The sequence below is a fragment of the Actinomycetospora lemnae genome (assembly GCF_028737315.1).
Taxonomy (GTDB): Bacteria; Actinomycetota; Actinomycetes; order Mycobacteriales; family Pseudonocardiaceae; genus Actinomycetospora; species Actinomycetospora lemnae.
The window spans coordinates 441058-465735 of the sequence record NZ_JAQZAO010000004.1 but is presented as its reverse complement, the minus strand read 5'-3'; the positions used below and the strand labels follow the sequence as shown (position 1 = coordinate 465735).

At 74.1% G+C, this 24678-nt stretch carries 24 protein-coding genes and 2 tRNA genes; 7 read left to right on the top strand and 19 right to left on the bottom strand.

Features of this window, described 5'->3' with window-relative positions; genetic code table 11:
- Positions 1–7: 7 nt before the first annotated feature.
- The 6 genes from PGB27_RS11795 to PGB27_RS11770 form a co-directional block, all read right to left on the bottom strand.
- Complete coding sequence (locus PGB27_RS11795) at positions 8–430, bottom strand: MaoC/PaaZ C-terminal domain-containing protein (RefSeq protein ID WP_274200549.1); 423 nt, start codon at positions 428–430, stop codon at positions 8–10.
- Positions 427–885: an FAS1-like dehydratase domain-containing protein gene (locus tag PGB27_RS11790; protein ID WP_274200548.1), complete on the bottom strand. Its 459-nt coding sequence runs from the start codon at positions 883–885 to the stop codon at positions 427–429. The genes PGB27_RS11795 and PGB27_RS11790 overlap by 4 nt, the downstream gene beginning before the upstream one ends.
- A 12-nt stretch (positions 886–897) precedes the next feature.
- Positions 898–1062, bottom strand: coding sequence for a 50S ribosomal protein L33 (rpmG, locus tag PGB27_RS11785; protein WP_116708438.1), 165 nt, complete (start codon positions 1060–1062; stop codon positions 898–900).
- Between the two features lie 57 nt (positions 1063–1119).
- Positions 1120–1195, bottom strand: a tRNA-Met gene (locus tag PGB27_RS11780).
- 77 nt (positions 1196–1272) lie between these two features.
- Positions 1273–1345 (bottom strand) — tRNA-Thr (locus PGB27_RS11775).
- Positions 1346–1381: 36 nt separating this feature from the next.
- Complete coding sequence (locus PGB27_RS11770) at positions 1382–2896, bottom strand: putative bifunctional diguanylate cyclase/phosphodiesterase (RefSeq protein WP_274200547.1); 1515 nt, start codon at positions 2894–2896, stop codon at positions 1382–1384.
- 327 nt (positions 2897–3223) lie between these two features.
- Here PGB27_RS11770 and PGB27_RS11765 point away from each other — a divergent pair, with 327 nt between their 5' ends.
- Entirely contained in the window at positions 3224–4597 is a 1374-nt protein-coding gene (locus tag PGB27_RS11765) for a competence/damage-inducible protein A (RefSeq protein WP_274200546.1), read from the top strand.
- A gap of 64 nt (positions 4598–4661) precedes the next feature.
- Here PGB27_RS11765 and PGB27_RS11760 read toward each other — a convergent pair whose 3' ends face one another.
- The 9 genes from PGB27_RS11760 to PGB27_RS11720 form a co-directional block, all read right to left on the bottom strand.
- Positions 4662–5471 carry an alpha/beta hydrolase gene (locus PGB27_RS11760; protein ID WP_274200545.1) on the bottom strand — a complete coding sequence of 270 codons (810 nt, stop codon included), beginning with the start codon at positions 5469–5471 and terminating at the stop codon, positions 4662–4664.
- Positions 5468–6259: an alpha/beta fold hydrolase gene (locus PGB27_RS11755; protein WP_274200544.1), complete on the bottom strand. Its 792-nt coding sequence runs from the start codon at positions 6257–6259 to the stop codon at positions 5468–5470. Before PGB27_RS11755 ends, PGB27_RS11760 begins: the two co-directional genes overlap by 4 nt.
- A complete protein-coding gene (locus PGB27_RS11750; protein WP_274200543.1) occupies positions 6256–7749 on the bottom strand; it encodes a wax ester/triacylglycerol synthase domain-containing protein in 1494 nt (497 codons plus the stop codon). The genes PGB27_RS11755 and PGB27_RS11750 overlap by 4 nt, the downstream gene beginning before the upstream one ends.
- Positions 7746–9146, bottom strand: a complete 1401-nt coding sequence (locus tag PGB27_RS11745; RefSeq protein ID WP_274200542.1) for a 1-acylglycerol-3-phosphate O-acyltransferase — start codon at positions 9144–9146, stop codon at positions 7746–7748. The genes PGB27_RS11750 and PGB27_RS11745 overlap by 4 nt, the downstream gene beginning before the upstream one ends.
- The gene (locus PGB27_RS11740) at positions 9130–11424 is read right to left on the bottom strand and encodes a glycerol-3-phosphate 1-O-acyltransferase (protein ID WP_274200541.1); all 2295 of its coding nucleotides are present in this window, start codon (positions 11422–11424) and stop codon (positions 9130–9132) included. Before PGB27_RS11740 ends, PGB27_RS11745 begins: the two co-directional genes overlap by 17 nt.
- Before the next feature lie 47 nt (positions 11425–11471).
- Positions 11472–12749, bottom strand: coding sequence for a cytochrome P450 (locus PGB27_RS11735; RefSeq protein ID WP_274200540.1), 1278 nt, complete (start codon positions 12747–12749; stop codon positions 11472–11474).
- Positions 12746–14035, bottom strand: a complete 1290-nt coding sequence (locus PGB27_RS11730) for an NAD(P)/FAD-dependent oxidoreductase (protein WP_274200539.1) — start codon at positions 14033–14035, stop codon at positions 12746–12748. The genes PGB27_RS11735 and PGB27_RS11730 overlap by 4 nt, the downstream gene beginning before the upstream one ends.
- Positions 14032–14235: a ferredoxin gene (locus PGB27_RS11725; protein ID WP_274200538.1), complete on the bottom strand. Its 204-nt coding sequence runs from the start codon at positions 14233–14235 to the stop codon at positions 14032–14034. The genes PGB27_RS11730 and PGB27_RS11725 overlap by 4 nt, the downstream gene beginning before the upstream one ends.
- Positions 14236–14322: 87 nt before the next feature.
- Positions 14323–14769, bottom strand: coding sequence for a hypothetical protein (locus PGB27_RS11720; RefSeq protein ID WP_274200537.1), 447 nt, complete (start codon positions 14767–14769; stop codon positions 14323–14325).
- A gap of 128 nt (positions 14770–14897) precedes the next feature.
- Here PGB27_RS11720 and PGB27_RS11715 point away from each other — a divergent pair, with 128 nt between their 5' ends.
- On the top strand, positions 14898–15737 hold the full coding sequence (locus PGB27_RS11715; protein ID WP_274200536.1) for a crotonase/enoyl-CoA hydratase family protein: 840 nt from the start codon (positions 14898–14900) through the stop codon (positions 15735–15737).
- Positions 15738–15798: 61 nt separating this feature from the next.
- Here PGB27_RS11715 and PGB27_RS11710 read toward each other — a convergent pair whose 3' ends face one another.
- Positions 15799–16413, bottom strand: a complete 615-nt coding sequence (locus PGB27_RS11710) for a TetR/AcrR family transcriptional regulator (protein WP_274200535.1) — start codon at positions 16411–16413, stop codon at positions 15799–15801.
- Positions 16414–16504: 91 nt separating this feature from the next.
- Between PGB27_RS11710 and PGB27_RS11705 the strand changes: the two genes are divergently transcribed.
- Positions 16505–18055, top strand: coding sequence for an acyl-CoA synthetase (locus PGB27_RS11705; RefSeq protein ID WP_274200534.1), 1551 nt, complete (start codon positions 16505–16507; stop codon positions 18053–18055).
- 1 nt (position 18056) lies between these two features.
- Here PGB27_RS11705 and PGB27_RS11700 read toward each other — a convergent pair whose 3' ends face one another.
- Positions 18057–18221, bottom strand: coding sequence for a hypothetical protein (locus tag PGB27_RS11700; RefSeq protein WP_274200533.1), 165 nt, complete (start codon positions 18219–18221; stop codon positions 18057–18059).
- 168 nt (positions 18222–18389) lie between these two features.
- Between PGB27_RS11700 and PGB27_RS11695 the strand changes: the two genes are divergently transcribed.
- Positions 18390–19229: an alpha/beta fold hydrolase gene (locus PGB27_RS11695; protein ID WP_274200532.1), complete on the top strand. Its 840-nt coding sequence runs from the start codon at positions 18390–18392 to the stop codon at positions 19227–19229.
- Between the two features lie 78 nt (positions 19230–19307).
- Entirely contained in the window at positions 19308–19817 is a 510-nt protein-coding gene (locus tag PGB27_RS11690; protein ID WP_274200531.1) for a hypothetical protein, read from the top strand.
- Between the two features lie 173 nt (positions 19818–19990).
- On the opposite strand, the gene PGB27_RS11685 is transcribed toward PGB27_RS11690, so the two are convergent.
- Positions 19991–21529 (bottom strand): long-chain-fatty-acid--CoA ligase, encoded by a 1539-nt coding sequence (locus PGB27_RS11685; RefSeq protein ID WP_274200530.1) that lies wholly within the window; start codon positions 21527–21529, stop codon positions 19991–19993.
- 207 nt (positions 21530–21736) lie between these two features.
- Between PGB27_RS11685 and PGB27_RS11680 the strand changes: the two genes are divergently transcribed.
- Positions 21737–22879, top strand: a complete 1143-nt coding sequence (locus tag PGB27_RS11680) for an acyl-CoA dehydrogenase family protein (RefSeq protein WP_274200529.1) — start codon at positions 21737–21739, stop codon at positions 22877–22879.
- Positions 22876–23916: an LLM class F420-dependent oxidoreductase gene (locus PGB27_RS11675; RefSeq protein WP_274200528.1), complete on the top strand. Its 1041-nt coding sequence runs from the start codon at positions 22876–22878 to the stop codon at positions 23914–23916. Before PGB27_RS11680 ends, PGB27_RS11675 begins: the two co-directional genes overlap by 4 nt.
- Here the strand turns inward: PGB27_RS11675 and PGB27_RS11670 are convergent.
- A complete protein-coding gene (locus PGB27_RS11670; protein WP_274200527.1) occupies positions 23913–24563 on the bottom strand; it encodes a TetR/AcrR family transcriptional regulator in 651 nt (216 codons plus the stop codon). The two genes, PGB27_RS11675 and PGB27_RS11670, sit on opposite strands and share 4 nt — an antisense overlap.
- Positions 24564–24678: the final 115 nt, after the last annotated feature.

The window sequence follows — 24678 nt, the reverse complement described above, 5'->3', positions numbered from 1 at the left end:
ATCGGGTCTAGCGAGGCGGCCGGATGGTGGCGACGGCCTTCCCGAGGACGCCCTTGCCCTCGTGGGTGGCCGTCACGCCGACCGTGCGGGTGCCGTCGTCGGCGACGTCGGTGACCTTGGCGCCGAGCTCGACGGTGGCGCCGGTGTCGTCGTCGGGCACGACGACCGGGCGGGTGAAGCGGGTGGAGAAGGCCACGACGGCTGTGGGATCGCCCGCGAGGTCCGCGACGTAGCGCGCGGCGAGCGACATCGTGAACATGCCGTGGGCGATGACGCCGGGCAGCCCGACCTCGAGGGCGACGCGCTCGTTCCAGTGGATCGGGTTGAGGTCGCCCGAGGCGCCGGCGTAGGCGACGAGGTCGGCACGGGTGATCGTCACCGTGCGGGGCTCGAGCTGGTCGCCGGCGCTCGCGTCGCTGACCGCGCTCATGCCTGCTCGCCCTCGGGCTCGGCGCGCCCGACGAGGGTCGCGCGGGTGGTCAGCACGGCGGCGCCGTCGGCGTCGGTGACGTCGACGCGGAAGGTGATGACGTCGTTGCCCGCGAGCTCGCGGATCTCGTCGACGACCACCGTCGAGGTGACGACGTCGCCCGCGTACAGGGGCCGCGCGACCTCGATGGACTGGTCGCGGTGCACGACGCGCGTGAAGTCGAGCCCGAGCGCCGGGTCGTCGACCACGCGTCGGGTCGCGGGCCAGGTGAACACCACCGGGAACGTCGTCGGGGCGACGACGTCGGGATGGCCCGCGGCCCGGGCGGCGTCACGGTCGTGGTGCACCGGGTCGTCGGCGCCGATGGCGACCGCGAACTCCCGGACCTTCTCCAGCGAGACCTCGTAGGTCTCCGCGGGCCACGAGCGGCCCGCGAACGACGCGTCGAGCGGCACGGGGCGAGGAGGTCAGCGCGTCTCGCGGTGACCGCGGTGGGTGCCGCAGTGCGGGCAGAACTTCTTGATCGTCAGGCGATCGGGGTCGTTCCGCCGGTTCTTCCGCGTGATGTAGTTGCGGTTCTTGCACTCCTCGCAGGCCAGCGTGATCTTCGGACGGATGTCGGTGGTGGCCACGGAGGTTCCTCTCGCTGTCGATGCTGCAGCCGCGGGCCGGGGCCCGCGGGGCCTGGGTGGTAGCGGTGGCCGGACTTGAACCGGCGACACAACGATTATGAGCCGTTTGCTCTACCGACTGAGCTACACCGCCGCGATGAGCCCCGCCGAGGAGGTGTTCCCCTCGCACGACGAAGCCGGCGAACCCAGGTTCGCCGGCTGCTCACCGAGAGCCCCTTTACGGAATCGAACCGTAGACCTTCTCCTTACCATGGAGACGCTCTGCCGACTGAGCTAAAGGGGCCTGCCCCGGAGGGCGTGCACCAGTCTAGACCCCGCCTCACGCGATGAGCGTGCGGGGTCCCGGTGCGGCGCCGGGCTCGCCCGGGAGCACGTCGAGCGAGTCCAGCCAGGTGTCGAAGCAGTGCGCGGGCAGCGGCCGCGACACCAGGTAGCCCTGGGCGACGTCGCAGCCCATCTCCGCCAGGGCGGACCGCACCGCGGCCTGCTCGACGCCCTCGGCGACCACCGTGAGGCCCAGCGTGTGGCCCATCTCGACGATGGCGCGCACCACCGCGACGTCGCCGTACTCGGTGCCCATGCCGAGCACGAAGCTCTTGTCGATCTTGACCTGGTCGACGGGCAGGCGCCGGAGGTGGGCCAGCGACGACTGCCCGGTGCCGAAGTCGTCGACGGCGAGGTGGCAGCCCAGGGCGTGCAGCCGGCGCAGCACGGGCAGCGCGACCTCCCGCTCGGAGGAGACGCCGGACTCGGTGAGCTCGAGGGTGAGCAGCTCGGCGGGCACACGGTGGGCCGCGAGCAGCGCCGCCACCTCGTCGGGGAAGCCGGGGGTCCCGAGGTTGCCGACGGAGACGTTGACCGCGACCGAGAGCCGCATCCCGCGGTCGAGCCAGCGGCGGGCCGCGGCGAGCGACTCGTCGAGCACGAACGAGGTCAGGTCGGCGATCTGGCCGGTGGCCTCGAGGACGGGGACGAACTCGTCGGGCAGCAGCAGGCCGAGCTCGGGGTGGTCCCAGCGCGCGAGCGCCTCGACCCCGACGACGGTGCGCTCGCCGAGCGAGACGACGGGCTGGAAGTCGACGCGGACGTCGCGGCGCTCGACGGCCGCCGCGAATCCGCGGATGAGGCGCAGGCGGCGGGCCGCCCGCTCGCCCATGCTCGGGTCGTAGCAGCGCACCGGGTCGCCGCCGTCGCGCGTCGCGGCGAGGGCGACGTCGGCGCGGCGCAGCAGCGCGGCGGTGCGCTCGGGGCCCGGCGGCAGGTCGGCGAGCCACGGCCCGTCGGCGGCGACCCCGACGACGACGGGTGGCTCGAACCGGACGCCCTCCACCAGGTACGGCGCCAGCAGGCGTTCGCGGAGGTCCTCGGCGGCGCGGTGGGCCTCGTGGCCGTCGACGTCGGGCAGCAGCACGGCGAAGGTGTCGCCCTCGAGGCGGGCCGCGACGGGGGCCTCGCCCTGCAGGACGGGCAGGCGCACGCCGACGAGGCGCTCGGTGGCCAGGCGCACGAACACCTCGCCGCGCGCGTGCCCGAGGGTGTCGTTGACCTGTCCGAGCAGCGCCAGGTCGACCACCGCGACCGCCCCGCGGGGCCCGGTGACCACGTGGAGGAAGCCCTCGCGGTTGAGCAGGCCGGTCAGCGCGTCGCGGTGGGCGTCGCGGCGCAGACGCTCGGCGAGCGCGGCGGTCGCGGCGTCGTGGCGGCGACGACGGGAGCGCGCCACCAGCAGTCCGGCCACGGCCCCCGCGAGGACGAGCACGAGCAGGCCGCCGAGCACGAGCACCGTCGGCTGGGCGACCCCGGGAGCGGCCGAGGCGAGGGGTACGCGGGTCACGGCACCACTCCCCTTCGCGCTCGCCCCGGCGTGCTCCGCCTCGGCTCGCGACTCGTACGCGTTCGGATCACATCATCGCCGCGTTCACGGTACGCAACAAAATGTGATCGCCCGACCGCCGGGTAGTTCACTCGCCCGGACCATCATGCACCTTGTACCCCGCCCAACGATGACCCACCGGTACAGATGTGCAGGAGGGCGCAGCCCGTCCGTGTCGGCGCTGCGCGACGACCCCGCCGATCCGCTCCACTGCGGGTCGCGGCCGGGCTCTGGTGGGATGACGGGGATCAGCGCGGGACCAGGCAGGGACCGGGAACGGGGTGCGACGTGGCCGACGAAGGGCGCGACGAGGGGCACAGCGAGGGGCACAGCGAGGGGCACAGCGCCGTCGGCGCCGACGGGGGCGTGCGGGCGGGGATCGTGGCGACCGGCAGCGAGCTGCTGACCGGGCGCGTCACCGACCGCAACGGGCCCTGGGTGGCCGAGCAGCTGGGCGAGCTCGGCGTCGAGGTCTCCCACCTCGTGCTCGTCGGCGACCGGGGCGAGGACATGGCCGCCGCCCTGCGCTTCCTCGCCGACGACGGCGTCGACCTCGTCGTCACCACCGGCGGGCTCGGCCCCACCGCCGACGACCTGACCGCCGAGGTCGTCGCCGCCGAGACCGACCGGCCGCTCGAGCTCGACGAGCACATGGAGAAGATCGTCGGCGACATCATCGCGAAGTTCGCCGACCGGCTGCGGTGGGACGCCGACGCGCTCGCCGCGGCGAACCGCAAGCAGGCGATGGTGCCGCGCGGCGCCACCCCGATCCGTCCCGCCGGCACCGCGCCCGGGCTCGCCGTCCCGCCGCACCCCGAGCGCGGTGGCCCGACGGTGCTCGTGCTGCCCGGACCGCCACGCGAGGTCCGCGCGATGTGGGACGAGGCGCTCGCGAGCGAGCCGCTGCGGGCGGTCCTCGCCCGCACCGCGCCGTACACCGAGACCCACCTGCGCCTGTTCGGCGTGCCCGAGTCCGAGATCGCCGCGACGCTGCGCGACGTCGGCGAGCACACCGACCTCGCCCCGCTCGAGATCACGACCTGCCTGCGCGACTTCACCCTCGAGGTCGACCTGCGCCACGCCCCCGCCTCGACGCCCGCCGCGAGCGCGCGGGACGCCGTGGTGTCCGAGATCGAGCGCCGGCACGGCCGCGCTGTCTTCTCGCGCACCGGCCAGACGATCGACGAGCTGCTCTTCGACCTGCTCGACGGCCAGGTGGTCGCCACCGCCGAGTCCTGCACCGGCGGCCTGCTCGCGGGGCGGCTCACCGCGCCGGCGGGGGCGTCGGCCCACGTCGCGGGCGGGGTCGTCTCGTACTCGAACGACGCGAAGGCCGACCTGCTCGGCGTGCCGCGCGAGCTGATCGAGGCCCACGGCGCGGTGTCGCCGCAGGTCGCCGAGGCCATGGCCGACGGCGCCCTGGCCCGCTTCGGCGCGACGATCGCCGTCTCGATCACCGGCGTCGCCGGGCCGGGCGGGGGCACCGAGGCCAAGCCCGTCGGCTACGTCTGCTTCTGCGTGCGCACGTCCGACGGGCGCACCCTCGCCCGCGACCCGGTGCTGCCCGGCGAGCGCGGCGACATCCGCGAGCGCTCCGTCGTGCTCGCCATGCACCTGCTGCGCCGGGTCCTCACCGGCCGGGGCGAGCCCGCGCCGGTGTGAGCACGCGAGTGATCGAAGTACCGATACGGACACTGAACGTCAGCGACGGCACTTCGCTGACACGCTAGGTGACGCGCGCGACGAAGGCGGCGACGTCGTCGAGGACCTCGTCGCGGTGGGTCTCGTTGAGGATCTCGTGGCGCGCGCCCGGGTCGATCCGCGTCGTCTGGTCGCTGCCGGCGAGCTTCTCCATGACCGGGCGGGTGGACTCCAGCGGGACGAGCTGGTCGTCCTCGCCGTGCACCCACAGCACCGGCAGCTCGCCGAAGCCCGGCCCGGCCGCGATGGCCTCGACCGCGGCGACGAACGCCTCGAGCGTCGGGCGCTTGAACGGCCCGTGCCAGACGAGCGGGTCGGCGGCGTAGGCCTCGCCGACCGCCGGGTCGCGGGAGAGCACCGCGGGGTCGATGGGGACGTCGGGGATCGGGTCGTGCTCGAGCAGGCCGAAGATGCCGGGGCTGCCGCCGACCACGGGCCCGCTCAGCACGAGGCCCGCGAGGACGTCGGGGAAGCGCTGGGCGTAGCGGGCCGCGATGAGCCCGCCCATCGAGTGCCCGAGCAGCACGATCGGCAGGTCCGGGTGCTCGTTGCGGGCGGTGCGCCGGACCTGGTCGAGGTCCTCGACGACGTCCTCGAGGTCCGTGACGAGCACCGGCTCGCCCTCGGAGCGCCCGTGCCCGAGGTGGTCGGGCGCGTAGACGACGGCGCCGTCGCCGGCGAGGCGGTCGAGGACGTGGGCGTAGCGCCCGGAGTGCTCGCCGTAACCGTGCGCGACCAGCACCACCCGGCGCGGCGCGCCGTCGGGGTCGCGGCGGCGGACGACCACTCGCCCCCGCCGGCCGTCGATCTCCAGGTCGGTCTCGGTGCCGATCATGCGGACGCCTCCTGCGCGTGGGGTCGGGGGGCGGCGGTGACGCCCAGGACGGCGTCGACCACCAGGTCGGGGTCGTCCCACATCGGCACGTGGCCGACGCGGGGCAGGCGCACGAACTCGGCGCCGGGCAGCCGGTCGCGCAGCGCGACGCCGTGGCGCCGCCAGGGGATCAGCCGGTCGCGGCCCGACCACGCCACGCGCACCGGGCAGGGCAGCGCGTCGAACGGGGCGACGCCGCCGTGCTCGGCGGCCCCGTCGAGCAGCTCGTGGAGGATCACGCAGCCGGCGAGGTCGTCGAAGAGCTCGCCGACGTCCTCGGTCGGCACCCGGTCGCCGCGCTCGAGCACGCGTGCGAGCAGCAGGCGGCGCACCCGCGGCCGGCGGGCCGCCGCACGCAGCCACGACGACCCGGCCAGCGCGGAACCCAGGCGGAACGACCACACCAGCCGCCGCAGGTCGAGGCCGCTGCCCCAGCCCCCGGCCGGCGACAGGGCGACGACGGACCGGGCGCGCCCGCGCCGCGCGAGCTCCAGGGCGACCCACCCACCGAGGGAGTTGCCGACGAGGTGCGCGGTCGGCATGCCGGCGTCGTCCATGAGCGTCTCGACGTCGTCGACGATCCCCGCGACGCCGACCGGCTCGCCGTCGGGCCACGCCGCGCCGCCGCGGTGCCCGGCGAGCGTCGGCACGAGGACCTCGTGGTGCGCCTCGAGCGCGGGCCGCACGGGGTCCCAGGCCCGCGCAGACATGCTCGCGCCGTGCAGGAGGACCAGCGGCTCACCACTCATGCGCGGGCCCCCAGCGCGAGGACCTCGCCGAACCCGTCGGCGAGGTCCTGGGTGAACCCGTCGAGGTCGGCGAACGACGCCGCGTCGAGGTTGGCCGCGACGCAGCAGGTGTCGCCGTGGGTCACCATCGCGATCATCGCCGCGCACCCGGGCAGCGGGGCGAACGGGTAGCTGCGCTCGATCCGCGCGCCGGCGAGGTAGGCGTCGGCCCGCAGCCCCGGGATGTTGCTGGCCTGCAGGTCGTTGCTCCGCGTCGCGCCGCCCCCGAACCGCGCGACGACCGCACCCGGGAGCCGCGCGAGCCCCGCGCTGACGATCTCGATGCTCTCCAGGGCTGGTTCGGCGAGCGCGACCTTCATCCGCCGGCGGACCTCGGTGACCCGCACGCCCGGGTCGACGATCCCGACGGGGGCGGAGAGCCGCGCCGGCGCGAAGTGGTTGCCGCCGGGCTCGTGCTCCTCGCGGCGGATCGACACGGGCAGCGTCACGGGCATGAGCCGGTCGGGCGGGAGCGGGTCCCCGCGCCGCGCGGAATACCGCCGGAACGCCCCGAGCAGCGACGCGAGGTAGGCGTCGTTGATCGAGCCGCCGACCGACTTGCCGGCCGCGCGCAGGTCGGCGAACGGCACGTCGAGGGTGCGGAAGCGCCAGGACGGGCTGCGGTCGGCGAGCACCGCCAGCGGCGGGGCGGGCGGCGGGGAGAGCACCCGGGCCGCCGAGACCAGGTAGGCCGTGGCGTCGCGGACCGCGCGATCCGGCCGGATCAGCGACGCGGCCATGCCCAGCAGACCCTTCGCGGCGCCCCCGACCAGCCCGAGGTCGCTGCGGACCTGGCGCACGAGCTCGCCCGGCAGCGTCGCGGGCGGCGCGGACGGGGGCGGCGGCTGGGGCTTGTCCGACATCGGCTCCCGGGTGCGCGAGTGCAGCCCGGCGAGCAGCTGCGCGAGGCCCATCCCGTCGGACAGGACGTGGCTGAGCTTGAACACCAGCGCCGCCGCGCCGTCGGGCAGCCCGCCGACGAGCGTCGCCTCCCACAGCGGGCGCGACGGGTCGAGCGGGGTCATCGCGATCTGCTCGGCGAGGGTGAACAGGCCCTCGCGGCCCGCGCCGTCGGGCAGCCGGAGGCGGCGCAGGTGGTAGTGCAGGTCGAAGTCGGGGTCGAGCGCCCAGTGCGGCGTCCCGGCGCCGAGGAACGGCGTGACGATCCGCTCCCGGAAGCGCGGCACGACCCGCGAGGCCCAGTCGGTCGCCGCGACGAAGCGGTCCCAGTCGGGCTCGAGGTCGAGGGTCTCGACGAGCACGACGGTCGAGCGCATGCGCGGGTCGGCCTCGACGCGCCACATCAGCGCCTCGAAGCCGGTCAGCTCCTCCGAGCGCGACCACAGCAGCCGGCCGTCGTCGCCGCGGGGTGGGGTCGGGTCGGCCTTGGCCTGCGAACCGGCCTGCGAACCGGCCTGCGAACCGGCCTGCGAACCGGCCTGCGAGCTCATCGCGCCCCCTCCAGGACGGCGACGAACCGGTCCCGGACGTCCTCGACGTGCTCGGCGAGGGTCTCGGTCGACCAGTCCGTGGTGTCGATCGGCGGCAGCACGTCCACGTGGACCGTGCCGCCCCGCAGCGTCTGGTGCCCGCGCCACATCACCTCGCCGGCGTCGTGGATGACGATCGGCACCATCGGCACGCCCGCCTGCAGCGCGATGTGGAAGGCGCCCTTCTTGAACCGCCCGAGCCGCGGGGTGGGCGAGCGCGTGCCCTCGGGCGCGATCGCCAGCGACCAGCCCTCGTCGCGCAGCTTGCGCACGGCAGGCTCCAGCGCCTCGCGCGCCTGGCGGGTGTTGCCGCGGTCGACGAACGCCACCCCGGCGAGCTTGAACATCGCGCCCCACAGCGGGATCTGCGCGGCCTCGGCCTTCGCGACGCCGGTGAACCCGCCGCGCAGCAGCTTCATGAGCAGCGCGACGTCGATCTTCGACTGGTGGTTGAAGACGAAGACGCACGGCCGCGCCGACCACAGGTGCTCCGCGCCGCGCACCTCGACGTCGATCCCGGCGAGCGCGAGGCCGAGGTCACCGGTGACCGAGCACGTCAGGTCGACCATGTGCCGCCGCGAGCGGCGGGCGAGCCCGACGGCGGCCGCGGTGCCGGCCGCGCCGAGCAGGGCGCCGTAGAAGCCGGCGGTGCGCAGGACGTCGCCCGGGGTGGCCAGCGTGCCGCCGCGGGGTGCGACGACGAGCGTTGCCCGGCCGCCCTCCCCCGCGGTCTCGCTCACGACCACCGGGCGCTCGCCGGCCGCGAGCAGCGCGTCGGAGCACGGGCCGGCGTAGACGAACGCGAGCCGCCGCCCGGCCACCGCCCCGGCCACCGCGTCGGCCTTCGCCTCGCCGCGGCGGTCGAGCAGCACGCGGCCCGCGACCTCGCCGGTCAGGGTCCCGTCGCGCACCCCGACCTCGGTGGCGACCAGCTCGTCGGCGCCGAGGTCCTCGGCCAGCGGGGCGAGCACGGGGCGCGGCGCGTGCCCGGTGAGCACGACGTGGTGGCCCGCGCGGCGGTGCTCGAGCACCAGCGACCACATCTCGGGGCGCAGCGAGGCGCCGAGCTCGTCGCGCAGGATCGTCCGGGCGCGGCGGGCGACGTCCTCCTCGTCCTGGCCGGCCCAGCCCGCGACGAGACGGCGCACCGCCGCCTCGTCGTCGCCCGCCCCGGCGAGCAGCGCGACGTCGCCGGGCAGCGCGCGCCAGGCCGTCCGACCCGAGCGCATCGCCTCGCCCGCGTGCGCGGCGATCGCCGACGTCGCCAGCAAGGCGGTCTCGTCGACGACGACCACGCTGCCCGACGGGGCCGCACGGATCGCGGCGCGCCGGGTGTCGAGCTCACGACCGTGCGGCATCGCGCTCCCCTTCCCACGCGTCCGCCCGCAGCGCCTGCTCGCGCTCGCCCGCGCGGCGCAGCCGGTCGCGGACGGCGGCGAGCTCGTCACGCCAGGCGGCACGGTCGGCCTCTGTCGCGTCCGCACCCAGCAGCCCGCGGTTGTCGGCCACCCGCAGCGCCGAGGTGAACAGCTCGCGGGACACGACGTCGGCGCCGAGCAGCAGCTGCTGGCGCCACCACTGCTGGCCCAGGCCGGTGCAGGCGTCGAGGAACGCACCCCGGTCCTCCAGCGCCCCCTCGTGGCCGGCGAGCACCGTCGCCACCACCCACTGCGCCTCGACGAACGGCAGCAGGGTGCCCGGGGCGACGAGCAGCTCCGCGCGCCCGAGGAGCTCCGCGGCCCCGTCCGCCGACGCGGGCGCCGACCGGTAGCCCGGCGCCAGGCGGTCGAGCTCGGCGAGCAGCTCGTCGCGGAAGTCGCGCTTGCGGGGGAAGAAGAACTCGAACTTGAGCAGGTCCCGCAGCGCCAGGGCCGCCTCCCAGCACGCCTCGAGGACCTGGTCGTGCGCGAGGTCGTGGCCCTCGTCGGCGACGGTGAACAGCGCCGTCTCCAGCACCGCGCGCGTGAGCAGGTGGTGCAGCAGGCCGTTGCGGTAGAACGCGGCGACGTGGTGCCGGTCGGCGCCGATCGACCAGACGGGCTCCGGGCCGCCCTCGAAGCACTCGACCACGCCGACCGACACGAGCCGGCAGAGCGTCTCGACGACGCCGTCGGGAGTGTCGAGCGCGCGGATCGCCGGCTCCTCGCCGAGCAGGCCGCGCACCGGGGCCACGACGGCGCGCACCTGCTCGAGGGTGAGTGCGCGCCCGCCCGCCCCGAGCAGCGCGAACGTCACCACCCCGGTCGGCGTCGCGGGCGTCGCGCGGTTGATGCCGACCGCGACCCGGAACGCCACCTTCTCCAGCTGCGACGGGCCCTCGCCGGCCTCGGCCAGGGCGTCGCGCAGGCCGACGGGCTCACCGAAGCGGATGCGCGCGGACCCGATGCGCCGCTGCTGGTCGCGCATGTAACCGGCGAGCCACCCGAGCCCCTCGGCCTTCTTGCCCGCGCCGCCCTGTTCCGCCGCGAGCGCGCCCACCTCGTGGAGCTGGTCGTAGTGCAGCGACACCGGCACGAGCAGCGGGTCGTGGCCCGGCGAGTCCTCGGGCAGCTGGTCGGCGGCGTCGACGAGGTAGCGCAGCAGCCCGTACTTCGGCGGGCGCAGCTTCCCGGTCCGCGTCCGGCCGCCCTCGATGTACCACTCGAGGTTGAAGCGCTTGTCGAGGAGATGGCCGAAGTACTCGCGGACGGCGAACTTGTAGACGGCGTCGTCGCCGAAGCTGCGGCGGATGAACACGATCCCCGCGCGGCGGCCGAGCGTGCCGAGCGGCCAGAACGCGAGGTTGTTGCCGCCGAGGACGTGGTTGCGGGGGAAGTCGTGGGCGTGCAGCACCTCGGCGAGCACGAGCGGGTCGGCGTAGCTGCGGTGCGAGGGCAGGAACACCAGCGGCCGGCGACGCCCCTGCTCGCGCAGGTCGCCCAGGCTCGCGGTGTCGACGTCGAGGTCCCACGCCCGGCGGTGCAGGGGGCTCATCACCGAGCGGAACGCCTCGATGGCGGGCGGGCTCTGCACCGCGGCCATCTCCTCCAGGCAGCGCGCCGTCCGCGCGAGCACCTCGTCGACGGAGAGGTCGAGCTCGCCCGCCAGCCCGGCGGCCCGCTCGCGCACCGCGGCCGACGCGACGATCTGCTCGGCCATCAGGCGCGGCACCTTGTAGCGGTCGCCGGTGAGCCGGCGCTCGGCGCGGTCGCACGCGAGCGTCGCCCGACGGCGCACGAACGCGACGAACCCGGCGCCGTCCGGCGTCCCGAGCTCGCGGTCGCCCTCGCGGCGCAGCTGTGCCAGCGAGGCCGCATCGCCCGCGACCACCCGCCCGCGCGTCGTCGACCAGCCCCGCACGCGGGCGTGCAGGTGGCGCAGGCCGCGGCGCCGGGCGCTGAGGGACAGCAGATCGGTCAGCGCCGGGGCGTCCGACGAGTCGCGCTCAGCGGGCGGCCACACGACGCGCACCGGCACCACGGTGGTGTCCGGGCCGGCACCGTCGAGGGCACCGGCGAGCTCGCGGGCGTCGTCGGGCACCACCCGCACCGCGCCGTCGTCACCGTCTCCGTAGGTCGAGGAGGTCCACTGCCGGACGAGCTCGCGCTCGGCCCGTGACCGTGCTCCGGAGAGCACCAGGGTCGGGGGTCGCACCACGTCGTGCTCCCTGCGTGAGGGTCCCGGGACGGGACGGCTCTGGCCCCTTACAGCGAGCAGGGCATGGTCTTCACCGCGTGCACGAAGTTGCTGCGCAGGATCTCCGGCTCGCCGACCTCCAGGCCCGGGGCCCGGCCGAGGAGCTGCGTGAAGATCTGCCGCAACTGGGTGCGCGCGAGCATGTTGCCCAGGCAGAAGTGGGGTCCGCCACCCCCGAAGCCGACGTGCGGGTTGGGATCCCGGGAGAGGTCGAAGCGCAGCGGGTCGGCGAAGACCGACTCGTCCCGGTTGCCCGACTCGTAGAACATCACGACCTTCTCGCCCGCCGCGATCCGCCGGCCCCGCAGCTCGGTGTCCTGCGTGGCGGTGCGGCGGAACGTCAGCACCGGCGAGGCGTGGCGGACGAACTCCTCCACCGCGCCCTTCATGCGCCCCTCGAGGTCCTCGACGAGCCAGGCCCGCTGCTCGGGCTCCTCGGTGAGGCGGCGCATGGAGTGGGCGATCGTGTTGCGCGTGGTGTCGTTGCCGGCCACCGACAGGAGCACGAAGAAGGCCCCGATCTCGGGGTCGGTGAGGCTCTCGCCGTCGACCTCGGCGGACACGAGATTGGTCATGAGGTCGTCGCGGGGTTCCTTCCGCCGGGCCTCGACCAGCTCCATCGCCGGGCCCAGCAGGTTCATCAGCGCCTGCCCGGCCGCCGCGAGCGGGTCCTCGAGGCCCAGGTTCTCCAGCACATCGGGGTCGTTCGTGGCGACGAGCAGGTCGGCGGCCTCGGCGAGCGAGTCCTGGTACTCCTCGGGCGCGCCCATGAGGTCGTAGATCGTGCCCATCGGCAGCTGCTTGGCCACGAGCTGGACGAAGTCGCCGTCCCCGTGGTCGAGGAGCTGGTCGACGATCGTGCGGGCGCGCTGCGCGATCCGGTCCTCGACGCGGGCCACCTGCTTCGGCGTGAACGCGGCGCTGACGATCTTGCGCAGCTTCGTGTGCCGCGGCGCGTCCATGGCGAGGAACGACTGCGTGGCCTCGAGCAGCTCCGGCGGCGCCTCCTGGAACTGCACGCCCTGCCCCGAGCAGAAGATCTTCGGGTTCCTGCTCACGTGGCCGATGTCCTCGTGGCGCACCACCGCCCAGAAGCCCGGGTCGTCCTGGCCGGGCATGAGCATGCCCACCGGCGGGCGGTGCCAGGAGATCGGCCGGTCGCGGCGCAGCTGCGCGAACGTGGCGTCGCGCTCGACCATGGGGCGTCCCCAGAAGCCGAGGGACGACAGGTCGAGGGGGTCGAGCTCGCGCCCGGAGACCGTGGTGGTGCCCGCCGTGTCGGTCATGCGCCCTCTCCCCGTTGCTCGCCGGCCTGCTGCGCGGCCTGCTGTGCCTTCGCCGCGCGCTGCGCGCGGCGCTGTTCGGCGAGCTCGAGGGCGTCGCCCCACGTCTTGCGCGCGCCGATCAGCCGGCGGTACTTCATGACCTCGGCGGGCATGTCGACCGCCAGCGCGCCGACGATCCGGTCGCCCGCCCGGTAGATCGCCGTGAACGGTCCGCCCTGCGCGTCGTCGCCCGCCACGACCTCGATCTGCTCGTCGCCGTCGTCGGGCGCGATGCCCACGAACTGGACGCGGCCGTCGTACCAGTCCGACCAGAAGTAGGGGACGGTCTCGTAGGGCTTCGCGGCCGCCGGGTCGACGGCGTGCCGGGCGGCCCTCCCGCCCTGGTCGGCCGCCGAGGTCCAGTGCTCGAGGCGCATGGTGCCGCCCGCGACGTCGCTGAACAGCGCGTTCGGCCAGCGCGCGACGTCGCCCGCGACGTAGACCCCGTCCGCGGCGGCGAGCGTCTCGTCGGCGACGACGCCGTCGTCGATCGTCAGCCCGGAGCCCTCGAGCCAGTCGGTCGCGGGGCGCGCGCCGATGCCGACGACGAGCACGTCGGTGTCGACCTCGGTGCCGTCGCCCAGGCGCACGCCGGTGACCCGGCCGTCCGCCGACAGCACCTCCTCGACCGCCACCCCCGTGCGGACCTCGGTGCCGTGGCGACGGTGCAGGTGGGTCAGCGCGCGGCCCATCCGCTCGCCCACGGCACGGGCGAGCGGGGTCTCGAGCGCCTCGAGGATGGTCACCTCGAGCCCCAGCTTGCGGCCCACCGCGGCGACCTCGGAGCCGATGAAGCCGGCCCCGACGACGGTGAGCCGCCGGGCGCCGCCGCGCAGCGCCGCCCGCAGGGCGATCGCGTCGTCAAGGGTCCGCACGGTGTGCACGCCCTCGAGGTGCTCGGTGCCCGGCAGGGTCCGCGCGTGCGCGCCCGTCGCGATCACCAGGCCGTCGTAGGACACCGTGCGGTCGCCGACCGTGACCGTCCGCGCCGCCGTGTCCAGCGCGCTCGCGGGCGTGCCCAGCAGCAGCTCCACGTCGAGGTCGCCCGCGAAGGTCTCCTCCTCGCGGTAGCGCGGGTCGGGGCACTCCTCCGCGGCCAGGTACTCCTTCGACAGCGGCGGCCGGTCGTAGGGCAGGTGCTCCTCGGCCCCGACCAGCGTCACCTCGCCGTCGAACCCGTCGCGCCGGACCGCCTCGACGGCGCGGAGCCCGGCCAGGGACGCGCCGACCACGACGAGGTGCGTCACGCGTCGATGGGCCCTTCGAGCGAGAGCGCCTCGGTCGGGCACGCGGCGACGGCCTCGCGGACCTCGGCCTCCTGGTCGGCCGAGATCTCCTCGGTGTGCAGGATCAGCGACCCGTCGTCATCGACCTCGAAGACGTCCGGCGCGAGGGACTCGCACATCCCCATGCCGGTGCACCTGTCCCAGTCCACGTTGATCCTCACGGTGCCCTCCCCTGCTGTCGGTGGTGGCGACGGAAGGGACCGTAACGTACGTGATGCTATGGGGGCGAGACCTGCGTCACCATTCGATCACACGGGGTGAGGCGTGCGCGTGCCGCGCCACGAGAGCCAGCCGCGGGTCAGGACGTAGGCCACCGCGGTCGTCACGATAAGCACGGCGTCGACGCCCAGCGCCGTCACCGCGCCGGGCGCGTCGAGGACGACCAGCGCGAACACGACCATCGCGATCTTGTGGAGGAACACCAGCTCCCACACGCCGGGCGCGCCGCGCGGACGCAGCACGAGCATGGTCCACAGGCCGACGAAGACGAGGTAGCCGAACGTCCGCCACCCCTCGACGACGAGCAGGTCGGGGGGCGCGGTCGCGACCGCCGCGAGGCCGCCGGCGAAGGCGGCCAGCGCGGCGAGCGCGTCGAGGACGAGCAGGCCGCGCCCGACCCGGTCGGCCGTGCGACCCGGGGCGTCGGGGCGGGCAGGGGCTGTCGCGGGTGCGGTGCCGGGGACGGCGGTGGACACGGCGGGCTCCTCGGGCTCAGGAGTACGGACGGGTGTGACCGTCCTGTCCGTCCCAACCACCGGACGGGCCCGGACCTTCCGGACGTGAGAGCGTCGGCCCGAGCAGCCCAGGGAAGGGAGCACGGGACGTGAGCACGCTGGATGCGGCGGCCCCCACGGCGCTGTCGGTCACCCACGACGGCGGCGTCGCGACGGTGCGCCTCGAGCGCCCGCAGGCGGCGAACGCGCTGGACCGCACGCTGTGGCAGGAGCTGCGCGAGACGTTCCGGGCGCTCGACGCCGAGCCCGGCGTGCGCGCGGTGGTGCTCACCGGGTCCGGTCGGCACTTCTGCGCCGGGATCGACCTGTCGATGCTCGCCGAGATCCAGGGCATGGCCCCGGCCGGCGCCGACCCGGGCCGCGCCCGTGAGGGCCTGCGCCGCCTGATCCTCGACCTCCAGGACGTGCTCACCACCGTCGAGCGCTGCCGCGTGCCCGTGCTGGCGGCCGTCCAGGGCGCCTGCGTCGGCGCCGGGCTCGACCTCGCGGTGGTCTGCGACCTGCGCTACGCGACGCCGCGCACGAAGTTCTCGCTGAAGGAGGTCGACATGGGCCTCGCCGCCGACGTCGGCGTGCTCCAGCGCCTGCCACGCATCGTCGGCGAGGGCCGGGCCCGCGAGATGGCCTACACCTGCCGCGACGTCCGCGGGTCCGAGGCGGAGGCGATGGGCCTGGTCAACGCGTGCGTCGACACCGAGGACCCCGAGGAGCTCCTGGCGCACGTCACCGAGGTCGCCCGCGGGCTCGCCGCCAAGTCGCCGCTCGCCCTGCGGGGCACCAAGCACGCCATCACGTACGCGCGCGACCACTCGATCGCCGACGGCCTCGACCAGATCGCGACGTGGAACGCCTCGGCGCTGATCTCCGACGACCTCACCGAGGCCGTCACCGCCTTCGCCGAGGGCCGCGCCCCCCACTACGCCGACTGACGCACGGGGTGGGTCAGCCTGGCGTCCACGCTCACACTGGACGCCAGGAAATTCCCCACGATCACCGCTCCTCGCACGCCTCGGTCCGGCCGTCGGCGCGCCACGGATCGGCCTCGACGACCGGCGCCTCCCAGGCCCCGTCCGCCCGGGCGAGCACCGCCGCCTCGAACTCGTCGAGCAGGTCGCCCAGGTCGACGTCGACCACGCCGGCGATCTGCTGGTGCCCGGCGAGCACCGCGATCCCGAGCGCCGCCAGCCGCGCGCGCTGACCCTCGTCGCTGACCACCGGCGCGAGGACGTCGGCGAGCGCCCGCACCCGCCCGCGGTCGACGGCGCGCTGGGCCTCCTCCACGCGCGGGTCGACGGTGGCCCACGCCCGGATCGCGGTCTCGGCCTCGTGCGGCACGGTCAGGGCCAGGTACTTCATGCGCGTCACGCGCTCCACCGGGTCGTCGCTGGCGTTGACCATCTCGATGATGCGCCCGACCTCCTCGCGCTCCCAGTGCTCGAGCAGCGCGGCGACGAAGCCCTCCCAGCTGCCGAAGTGGTGGTAGAAGGACCCGCTGGTGACGCCGACGGCCGCGCACAGCCGCCCGATGCGCAGGGCGTTGCGGCCCTCGCGCGCGAGGAGGCGCAGCGCCTGCTCGAAGTAGGACTGCCGGGTGGCCGTGGGCATCGGCGTCGACCTCCCGCGGCGTCGGTTCCCCTCGAACAGAACGTAAATTACTCTACGGCGGCCGCCCACCGTGATCTCCGAGGAGACGACGATGTATCCCGGGACGTTCGCCGCCACCCACCCCGACCGCCCCGCGGTGATCATGGCCGAGACCGGCGAGGGCCTGACCTACCGCGAGCTCGAGGACGGCTCGGTGCGTCTCGCGCGCACGCTGCACGAGCACGGCCTGCGCCGCGGCGACGTGGTCGCGCTCCTGTCCGACAACCACCCGCGGGTCTTCGAGGTCTACTGGGCCGCTCAGCGCGCCGGCCTGCTCGTCACGGCGGTGAACCACCACCTCTCCGCCGACGAGGCCGGCTACATCGTCGACGACTGCGGCGCCCGCGCCCTCGTCGTCTCGGCGGCGAAGGACGACCTCGCCCGGGCGATCGTCGAGCGGACGCCGGACGTCACGCTGCGGCTCGCCTTCGGCGGCGCCGTCGCGGGCCACGACGACTACGACACGGTCGTCGGCGCGCAGAGCGCCGAGCCGATGAGCGACCAGCCCCGCGGCGGCGACATGCTCTACAGCTCGGGCACCACCGGACGCCCGAAGGGCATCAAGCCGAACCTGCCGGACCGCCGGATCGACGAGCCCGGCGACCTCTACATCGCGGTGTTCAAGCCCATGTACGGCTTCGACGAGGACACCGTCTACCTCTCGCCGGCGCCGGTGTACCACGCGGCGCCGCTGCGCTTCGGCGCCACGATCCAGTCGACCGGCGGCACCGTCGTCATGATGCACCGCTTCGACCCCGAGCAGGCCCTCGCCGCCATCCAGCGCTTCCGCGTCACCCACAGCCAGTGGGTGCCGACGATGTTCGTGCGCATGCTCAAGCTCCCCGACGAGACGAAGCGCCGCTACGACGTGTCCAGCCTGCGGGTCGCGATCCACGCCGCGGCGCCGTGCCCGGTCGAGGTCAAGCGGGCGATGATCGCCTGGTGGGGCCCGGTGCTCCACGAGTACTACAGCTCGAGCGAGGCCAACGGGATCACGTTCATCGACTCGGCGCAGTGGCTCGAGCGGCCCGGCTCGGTGGGGCGGGCCGGCCTGGGCACGATCCACGTCTGCGACGACAGCGGCACCGAGCTCGCCCCCGGCGAGGTCGGCACCGTCTACTTCGAGCGCGACGTGGTGCCGTTCCGGTACCACAACGACCCGGAGAAGACCCGCGGCGCGCAGCACCCCGAGCACGAGACCTGGACGACCACCGGCGACCTCGGCTACGTCGACGAGGACGGCTACCTCTACCTCACCGACCGCAAGAGCTTCATGATCATCTCGGGCGGCGTGAACATCTACCCGCAGGAGATCGAGGACGTCCTCACGCTGCACGACGCCGTGCTCGACGTGGCGGTGATCGGCGTGCCGGACGAGGAGATGGGCGAGTCCGTCTTCGCCGTCGTCCAGCCCGCGCCGGGCCACGAGCCGTCGGACGCGCTGGCCGACGAGCTGCTCGAGCACGTCCGCGGCCGCATCGCGCGCTACAAGGCACCCCGGCGCCTGGTGTTCACCGACGACCTGCCCCGCACACCCACCGGCAAGCTCGTCAAGCACCGCCTGCGCGAGCGCTACGCCGCCGGCGAGTTCGCGGTGGTGTAGCTCAGAACAGCGACCGGAAGAACTGGGCGATCGACGACAGCGCGTCGCCGATGATCGCGAGGATGGAGCGCACGACGTCGGCCGCGCCCTCGGGCTGCGAGATCACGAAGAACAGCAGGACGGCCACGACGACGAAGATCAGGAACCGTCTCAAGCCCTTGGACATGCGCTGCCGCCGCTCCCGTCGTCCCGGCCCCCGCGTCGCGCCCCCGGCCGGGCACGGTGCGCACCGACCGTAACGGAACGGCTGCGATCACAGGTCCCACTTCGACCGACGTGTCGCGCGCGTCGCGGAGATCGGCGGTGCGGCGTCCGGGCGGGCACGATCACGGCCGTGGACTCCTTCACCCGCGGCGCGCTGCGCTTCGACGTCACCGAGTACGGGCCGGCCGACGGTGTGCCCGTGCTGCTGCTGCACGGCTTCCCGCAGACGGCGGCGAGCTGGGAGCCGGTCGCGCGGCGGCTCGCCGACGCCGGGTACCGGGTCCTCGCCCCGGACCAGCGCGGGTACTCCGCGGGCGCGCGACCGACGGGACGGCGGGCCTACCGCGTCGAGGAACTCGTCGACGACGTCGTCGCGCTGGCCGACGCCGCGGGCGCGGACACGGTGCACGTGGTGGGCCACGACTGGGGCGCGATCGTCGCCTGGGCGCTGGCGGCCCTGCGCCCGGACCGTGTCCGCACCCTGACCGCCGTCTCGGTGCCCCACCCGGCCGCGTTCATGGCGGCCATGGTGTCGAGCCGGCAGCTCGCCCTGTCCTGGTACGTCTACGCCTTCCAGCTCCCCGCCCTCGCCGAGCGGTTCCTCGGACGACCCGGCGGCCTCGCCGCCGCGGTGCGGCGCACGGGCCAGAGCGCGGAGCGCGCCCGGCGCGACGAGGCGGCGCTCACCGCCAAGGGCGGCCTGCGACCCGCACTCACCGGCGCGATCAACTGGTACCGCGCGACGCCGTTCTGGGAGCACCGGGGACTGCGGGTGACGGTCGCGACGCCGACACTGATGGTCTGGAGCGACGGCGACAGCGCTGTCTCCCGCGCGGCCGTGGAGGGCAACCCGCGCTGGGTGACCGGGCCCTACCGGCTCGAGGTCTTCCCCGGGACGAGCCACTGGATCCCCGACGAGGCCCCCGACCGCCTCGCGGACCTCGTGCTGGAGCACGTCGCGCGGCGGTGAAGCTGGGGGTTCCGGGAGCGCGGGGGGATGCGCTCCCGGAACCATGGTCGGCCGAGGGGGGCGCGGCCGACACAATCCATGTTCCGGCGCCGCCGTCAGGCGCGCGTTGCGATCCGTGCCATACGCGGAGGTTTTCTCCCTCACCGGCGCGCTCCCCGCCTCGTCGCGGGCGATGACCAGGGGGAGCGCGTGGTCATGCCCGGCGGGGAAAGGATGCTCGCCCCGGCCGTGTCGCAGCAGCGAGTTGCGGTGCGCCACGATCGCGGTGGCGAGGGCCTGCGCGTGCGTCTCGGCACCCGCCGCGGGTTCGCCGGTCACGTGCTCGACCGCGCGCCCCAGCACGTCGGCCAGCCGCGCGAGCTCGTCGAGCACGTCCGCGGACCAGGTGAAGTGATCGACGCCGTCGGGCCGCAGCGTCCGTCCTTCGTCGTCGAGGCGACGGAGCGCCTCGACGGCCTGCCGGGCGAGCGCGACGCCTGTGTTCTCAACCGTCACGACCTCGCTGTACCCGCCCGTCGGGCGGGTGACGCACCCGATCGACGGAGCGGCGTGGGCCGGAGGAAGAGGTGGGCCGGTCCGCACTGCTGACTGCTCCCCAGCGTCAGCAGCGGGACCGGCCCCGGACGGCCTGTCGTCGAGCCCCCGAAGCCCGACGCGGCCTGTTGGAGGAAGCGTGCCCGGGCCCCGCGAGCCGGAAACGGGGTGTCGGGTCTTGGATCGGTTCAGCAGGGTTCGGGCACCGGCGCCCGCCGAGTCGTCCCTCAGCCGATCTGGCGCCCCTCGGCGTTCTCCCAGTAGGGCTTGCGGAGGTCCTTCTTGAGGATCTTCCCCGACGGGTTGCGCGGCAGGGCGTCGACGACGTCGACCGAGCGCGGGCGCTTGAAACCGGCGATGCGCTCCTTGCACCACTCGAGCAGGGCGTCGGTGTCGATGGTGGAGCCCTCGTTGGCGACGACGACGGCCTTCACCGACTCGCCCCACTTCTCGTCCGGGACGCCGATGACGGCCACGTCGGCGACGTCGGGGTGGCCGGACAGGACGTTCTCGACCTCGATGGGGTACACGTTCTCCGCCCCGGTGACGATCATGTCCTTGATCCGGTCGGTGAGGAACAGGTAGCCCTCCTCGTCGAGGTAGCCCGCGTCCCCGGTGTGGAACCAGCCGTCCGACAGCGCCGTCGCGGTCTCCTCCGGCCGCGCCCAGTAGCCCGGCGTCACCTGCGACGAGCGGATCCAGATCTCACCCACGGTGTTCGGCGGGACGTCCTCGCCGGTCGCCGGGTCGACGGCCTTGAGCTCGACCCACGGGTACGCCTTGCCCGCCGACCGCATGAGGTGGGCGCGCGGGCCGTCGGGGTCGTGGTCGTCGGGGTCGAGCTGGCTGATCGCGCCCGTGGTCTCGGTGGAGCCGTAGACCTGGAACAGCGGCGCCCGGAACGTCGTCAGCACCCGCTTGAGCACGGTGCTCGTGATCGGCGAGGCGCCGTAGGCGATGGCGCGCAGCTTCGACCAGTCGCGGTCGGCCGCCCCCGGCACCTGCGTGAGGAACTGCAGCACCGCGGGCACGAGGAAGGCGTTCGTGACGCCCTCGTCGGCCATCGTCGCGAGGAGCTGGTCGGGGACGATGTCGGCGATCAGCACGCAGCGTGCCCCGAACGACAGGCAGACCAGCGCGAAGCCCGAGCCGCCGATGTGGAACAGCGGCATGGCGACGAGGCCGACCGACTCGGTGTCGAAGCTCCAGTGGTCGCCGACCGAGAGCAGGGCCGCGAACTGGACGTGGGTGAGCACGACGCCCTTGGGCAGCCCGGTGGTCCCCGACGTGTAGAGCTGCAGCACGCAGTCGTCGTCCTGCGCGTCGTCCGGCGGGTCGAGCACCTCGTCGGACGCGGTCAGCCAGCCGTCGTAGTCCTCCCCGACGACGAGCACGCGGCGCACGCCCTCGATGCCCTCGACGCGGCCACGGAGGTCGGCGAAGTCCGGGCCGAGGACGACCAGCGGCGCGGCCGCGTCCTCGATGATCGCGATCAGCTCGTCGTGGGTGAGCCGGTTGTTCAGCGGCGCGGTGCCGGCGCGCACGCGCGGGGCGCCGAAGAGCAGGTCGAAGAACTCGGGGCGGTTCTTCCCCAGCCACACCACGCGGTCTCCCGCACCGACGCCGTCGGCGGCCATCGCGCGGGCGGCCAGGCCCCCGCGGCGGTCGAGCTCCGCGTAGGTCGTGTTCTCCCCCTCGAACGTCATCGCCACCAGGTCGGTGTCGCCGGCGTGCTGGCGCACGACGTCGGTCAGCCGGAACGGCACAGGGGACCTCCACGAAGCGGACGAAACGGGGACAGTGGTGACGCCGACCACAGGGCAGGCGCGACCGTAATCGGTCATACGGAATCGCGGAAGAGTCAGGCTTGACTGTTACCGGCCGGTGCAGCCACGCTGGGCTGCACCTGCACGGTCACGGGCCCGCCGGACTCACGGTGGGCGTCCGCACGTCCCCGAAGGAGGGGCCACCCGGTGGAGCGCACGATCTTCTCCGACGAGCACAACGACTTCCGCGAGATGGTGCGGGACTTCCTCGAGAAGGAAGCGGTGCCCCACCACGCGGAGTGGGAGAAGCAGGGGCACGTCAGCCGCGACGTGTGGCTGGCCGCCGGGAAGACCGGCCTGCTCGCCATGGACGTCCCCGAGGAGTACGGGGGCGGCGGTACGCGGGACCTGCGCTTCCAGTGGATCGTCACCGAGGAGGTCGCGCGCGCGGGCACGAGCGGGCTCGGGTTCTCGCTGCACAACGACGTCATCGCGCCGTACCTCATCGAGCTCGCGAACGACGAGCAGAAGCAGCGCTGGCTGCCGCGCTTCAGCAGCGGCGAGATGATCACCGCCATCGCCATGACCGAGCCCGGCACCGGCTCGGACCTGCAGGGCATCCAGACCCGCGCCGTCCGCGAGGGCGACGAGTGGGTGATCAACGGGCAGAAGACCTTCATCACCAACGGGATCATGAGCGACCTGGTGATCGTGGTCGCCAAGACCGACCCGGATGCCGGGGCGCACGGCTTCAGCCTCATCGTCGTCGAGCGCGACACCCCCGGCTTCGAGCGCGGCCGCAACCTCGAGAAGATCGGCATGTCCGCCCAGGACACCGCCGAGCTCTCGTTCACCGACGTGCGCGTACCCGCCACCAACCTCCTCGGCGAGGAGGGCAAGGGCTTCATCTACCTGATGCAGAACCTGCCCCGCGAGCGCCTCTCGATCGCCGTCGGCGCCGTGGCCGGGGCGGAGCGCGTCCTCGAGGACACGGTCACCTACGTCAAGGAGCGCACCGCGTTCGGCAAGCCGCTCGCGAAGCTCCAGACGGTGCGGTTCTCGGCCGCCGAGATGGCGACCAAGCTCGCCGTCACCCGCACGTTCGTCGACCGCTGCATCACCGAGCTGAACGAGGGCAAGCTCGGGCCGGCCGACGCCTCGATGGCCAAGTACTGGGCGAGCGAGACCGCCAAGGAGGTCATCGACGGCTGCCTGCAGCTGCACGGCGGCTACGGCTACATGAAGGAGTACCCGGTCGCGAAGGCCTACCTGGACACCCGCGTGCAGACGATCTACGGCGGCACCACGGAGATCATGAAGGAGATCATCGGGCGGGTGGTGCTCGGATGAGGATCGGGATGGGCCTGGCGTACGCCCAGGGCGGGTTCCGCGAGACGGTGGAGAAGCTCGTCGAGCTCGAGGAGGTCGGCCTCGACGCGGTGAGCGTCGCCGAGCTCTACAGCTTCGACGCGGTCAGCCAGCTCGGCTACCTCGCGGCGCGCACGTCGCGGATGCACATCGAGTCCGGCATCGTGCAGATCTACACGCGCACCCCGTCGCTGACGGCGATGACGGCGGCCGGGCTCGACTACGTCTCCGACGGCCGCTTCGTCCTCGGGATGGGCGCCTCGGGCCCCCAAGTCATCGAGGGCTTCCACGGCGTGAAGTACGACGCGCCGGTGGGCCGCACGCGGGAGATCGTCGAGATCTGCCGGAAGGTCTGGCGCCGGGAGCGCGTCGAGTACGCCGGCAAGCACTACACGATCCCGCTGCCCGCCGACCAGGGCACGGGCCTGGGCAAGCCACTGAAGATCATCAACCACCCGGTGCGGGAGCAGATCCCGATCATGCTGGCGGCGCTGGGCCCGAAGAACGTCGAGATGGCCGCAGAGCTCGCTGAGGTGTGGGAGCCGATCTGGTTCCACCCCGGCAAGGCGGCCGACGTCTGGGGCCCGTCGCTGGCAGCCGGCAAGGCCAAGCGCGACCCGGCGCTGGGCGAGCTGCAGATCTCGGTCAACGTGCCGTTCGCCGTCGGGCCGGGCGCGGGCAAGCTGCGCGAGCACGTCCGCCCGCAGCTCGCGCTCTACGTCGGGGGCATGGGCGCCAAGGACACGAACTTCTACGCCCAGCTGGCCGGGCGCTACGGGTTCGCGGACGAGGCGTCGGAGATCCAGGACCTGTACCTGTCCGGGCGCAAGGAGGAGGCCGCGGAGAAGGTGCCGGAGGAGCTCGTCCACGCGGTGTCACTGATCGGCACCGAGGACGAGGTCGCCGCGCAGGTGCGCGAGTTCGCGGCCGCCGGGATCACGCAGCTCAACATCGCGCCGCTGGAGCCGGACCACGACACCGTGAAGTCCTCGCTCGAGACCTTGAAGTCCCTGATCTAGGCCTTGGCGGACCCGCCCTCGGGCAGCAGGAGCATGCGAGCGAGCTGCTTCCACTGCTCGAGGTGCGGGTCGGTCCGCGGGTCGCGCGGGTCGAAGCCGTAGGTCAGCGCGACGCCGCGCATGCTGGTCAGCAGCGTCTCGCGCAGGAGGGCGGCGCGGGCCGGGTCGGCGTAGTCCTCGAAGAAGGCGTCGACGGTCTGCCGGATCGCCGCGCCGAGGCGTCGCTCGGCGGGCAGGAGCGCGGCCGCCAGGGCCTCGTCGGTACGCGCCGCGGTCCACAGCTCGACCGAGGCCCAGAAGTAGGCCTGCTGGTAGGTGAACCACATGACGTCGACGGCCCGGTCGAGGCGCGCGTCGGCGTCGACGTCGGCCGCGGGCAGGTCGGCGCGGGCCAGCCCGTCCTCGGCGAACCGGCTGGTCGCGAGGTGCTGGGCCGCGGCGACGAGCAGGTTCTCCTTCGACGGGAAGTGGTGCAGCAGCCGGCCGCGCGACACCCCGGCGCGGTTCTGGATCGTCAGCGTCGTCGTCCCCGCGTAGCCCGACTCGACCAGGCACGCGACGGCCGCGTCGAGGATGCGGGTGCGGCTGTCGGACGTCCGCTGCTCGCGGGACCGTCGCTCCGGCTCGGCGGCCGCACGGGTGCTCACCATCCGCTCCCTCCCGTCCGCGTCGTCTGTGTCGTCGTCTGTGTCGTCGTCTCGGTGTCGTCGTCACCGTGTCGCGGTCGTGTCGAGACGATCGTGCCGCCAGGACCGCGAACGG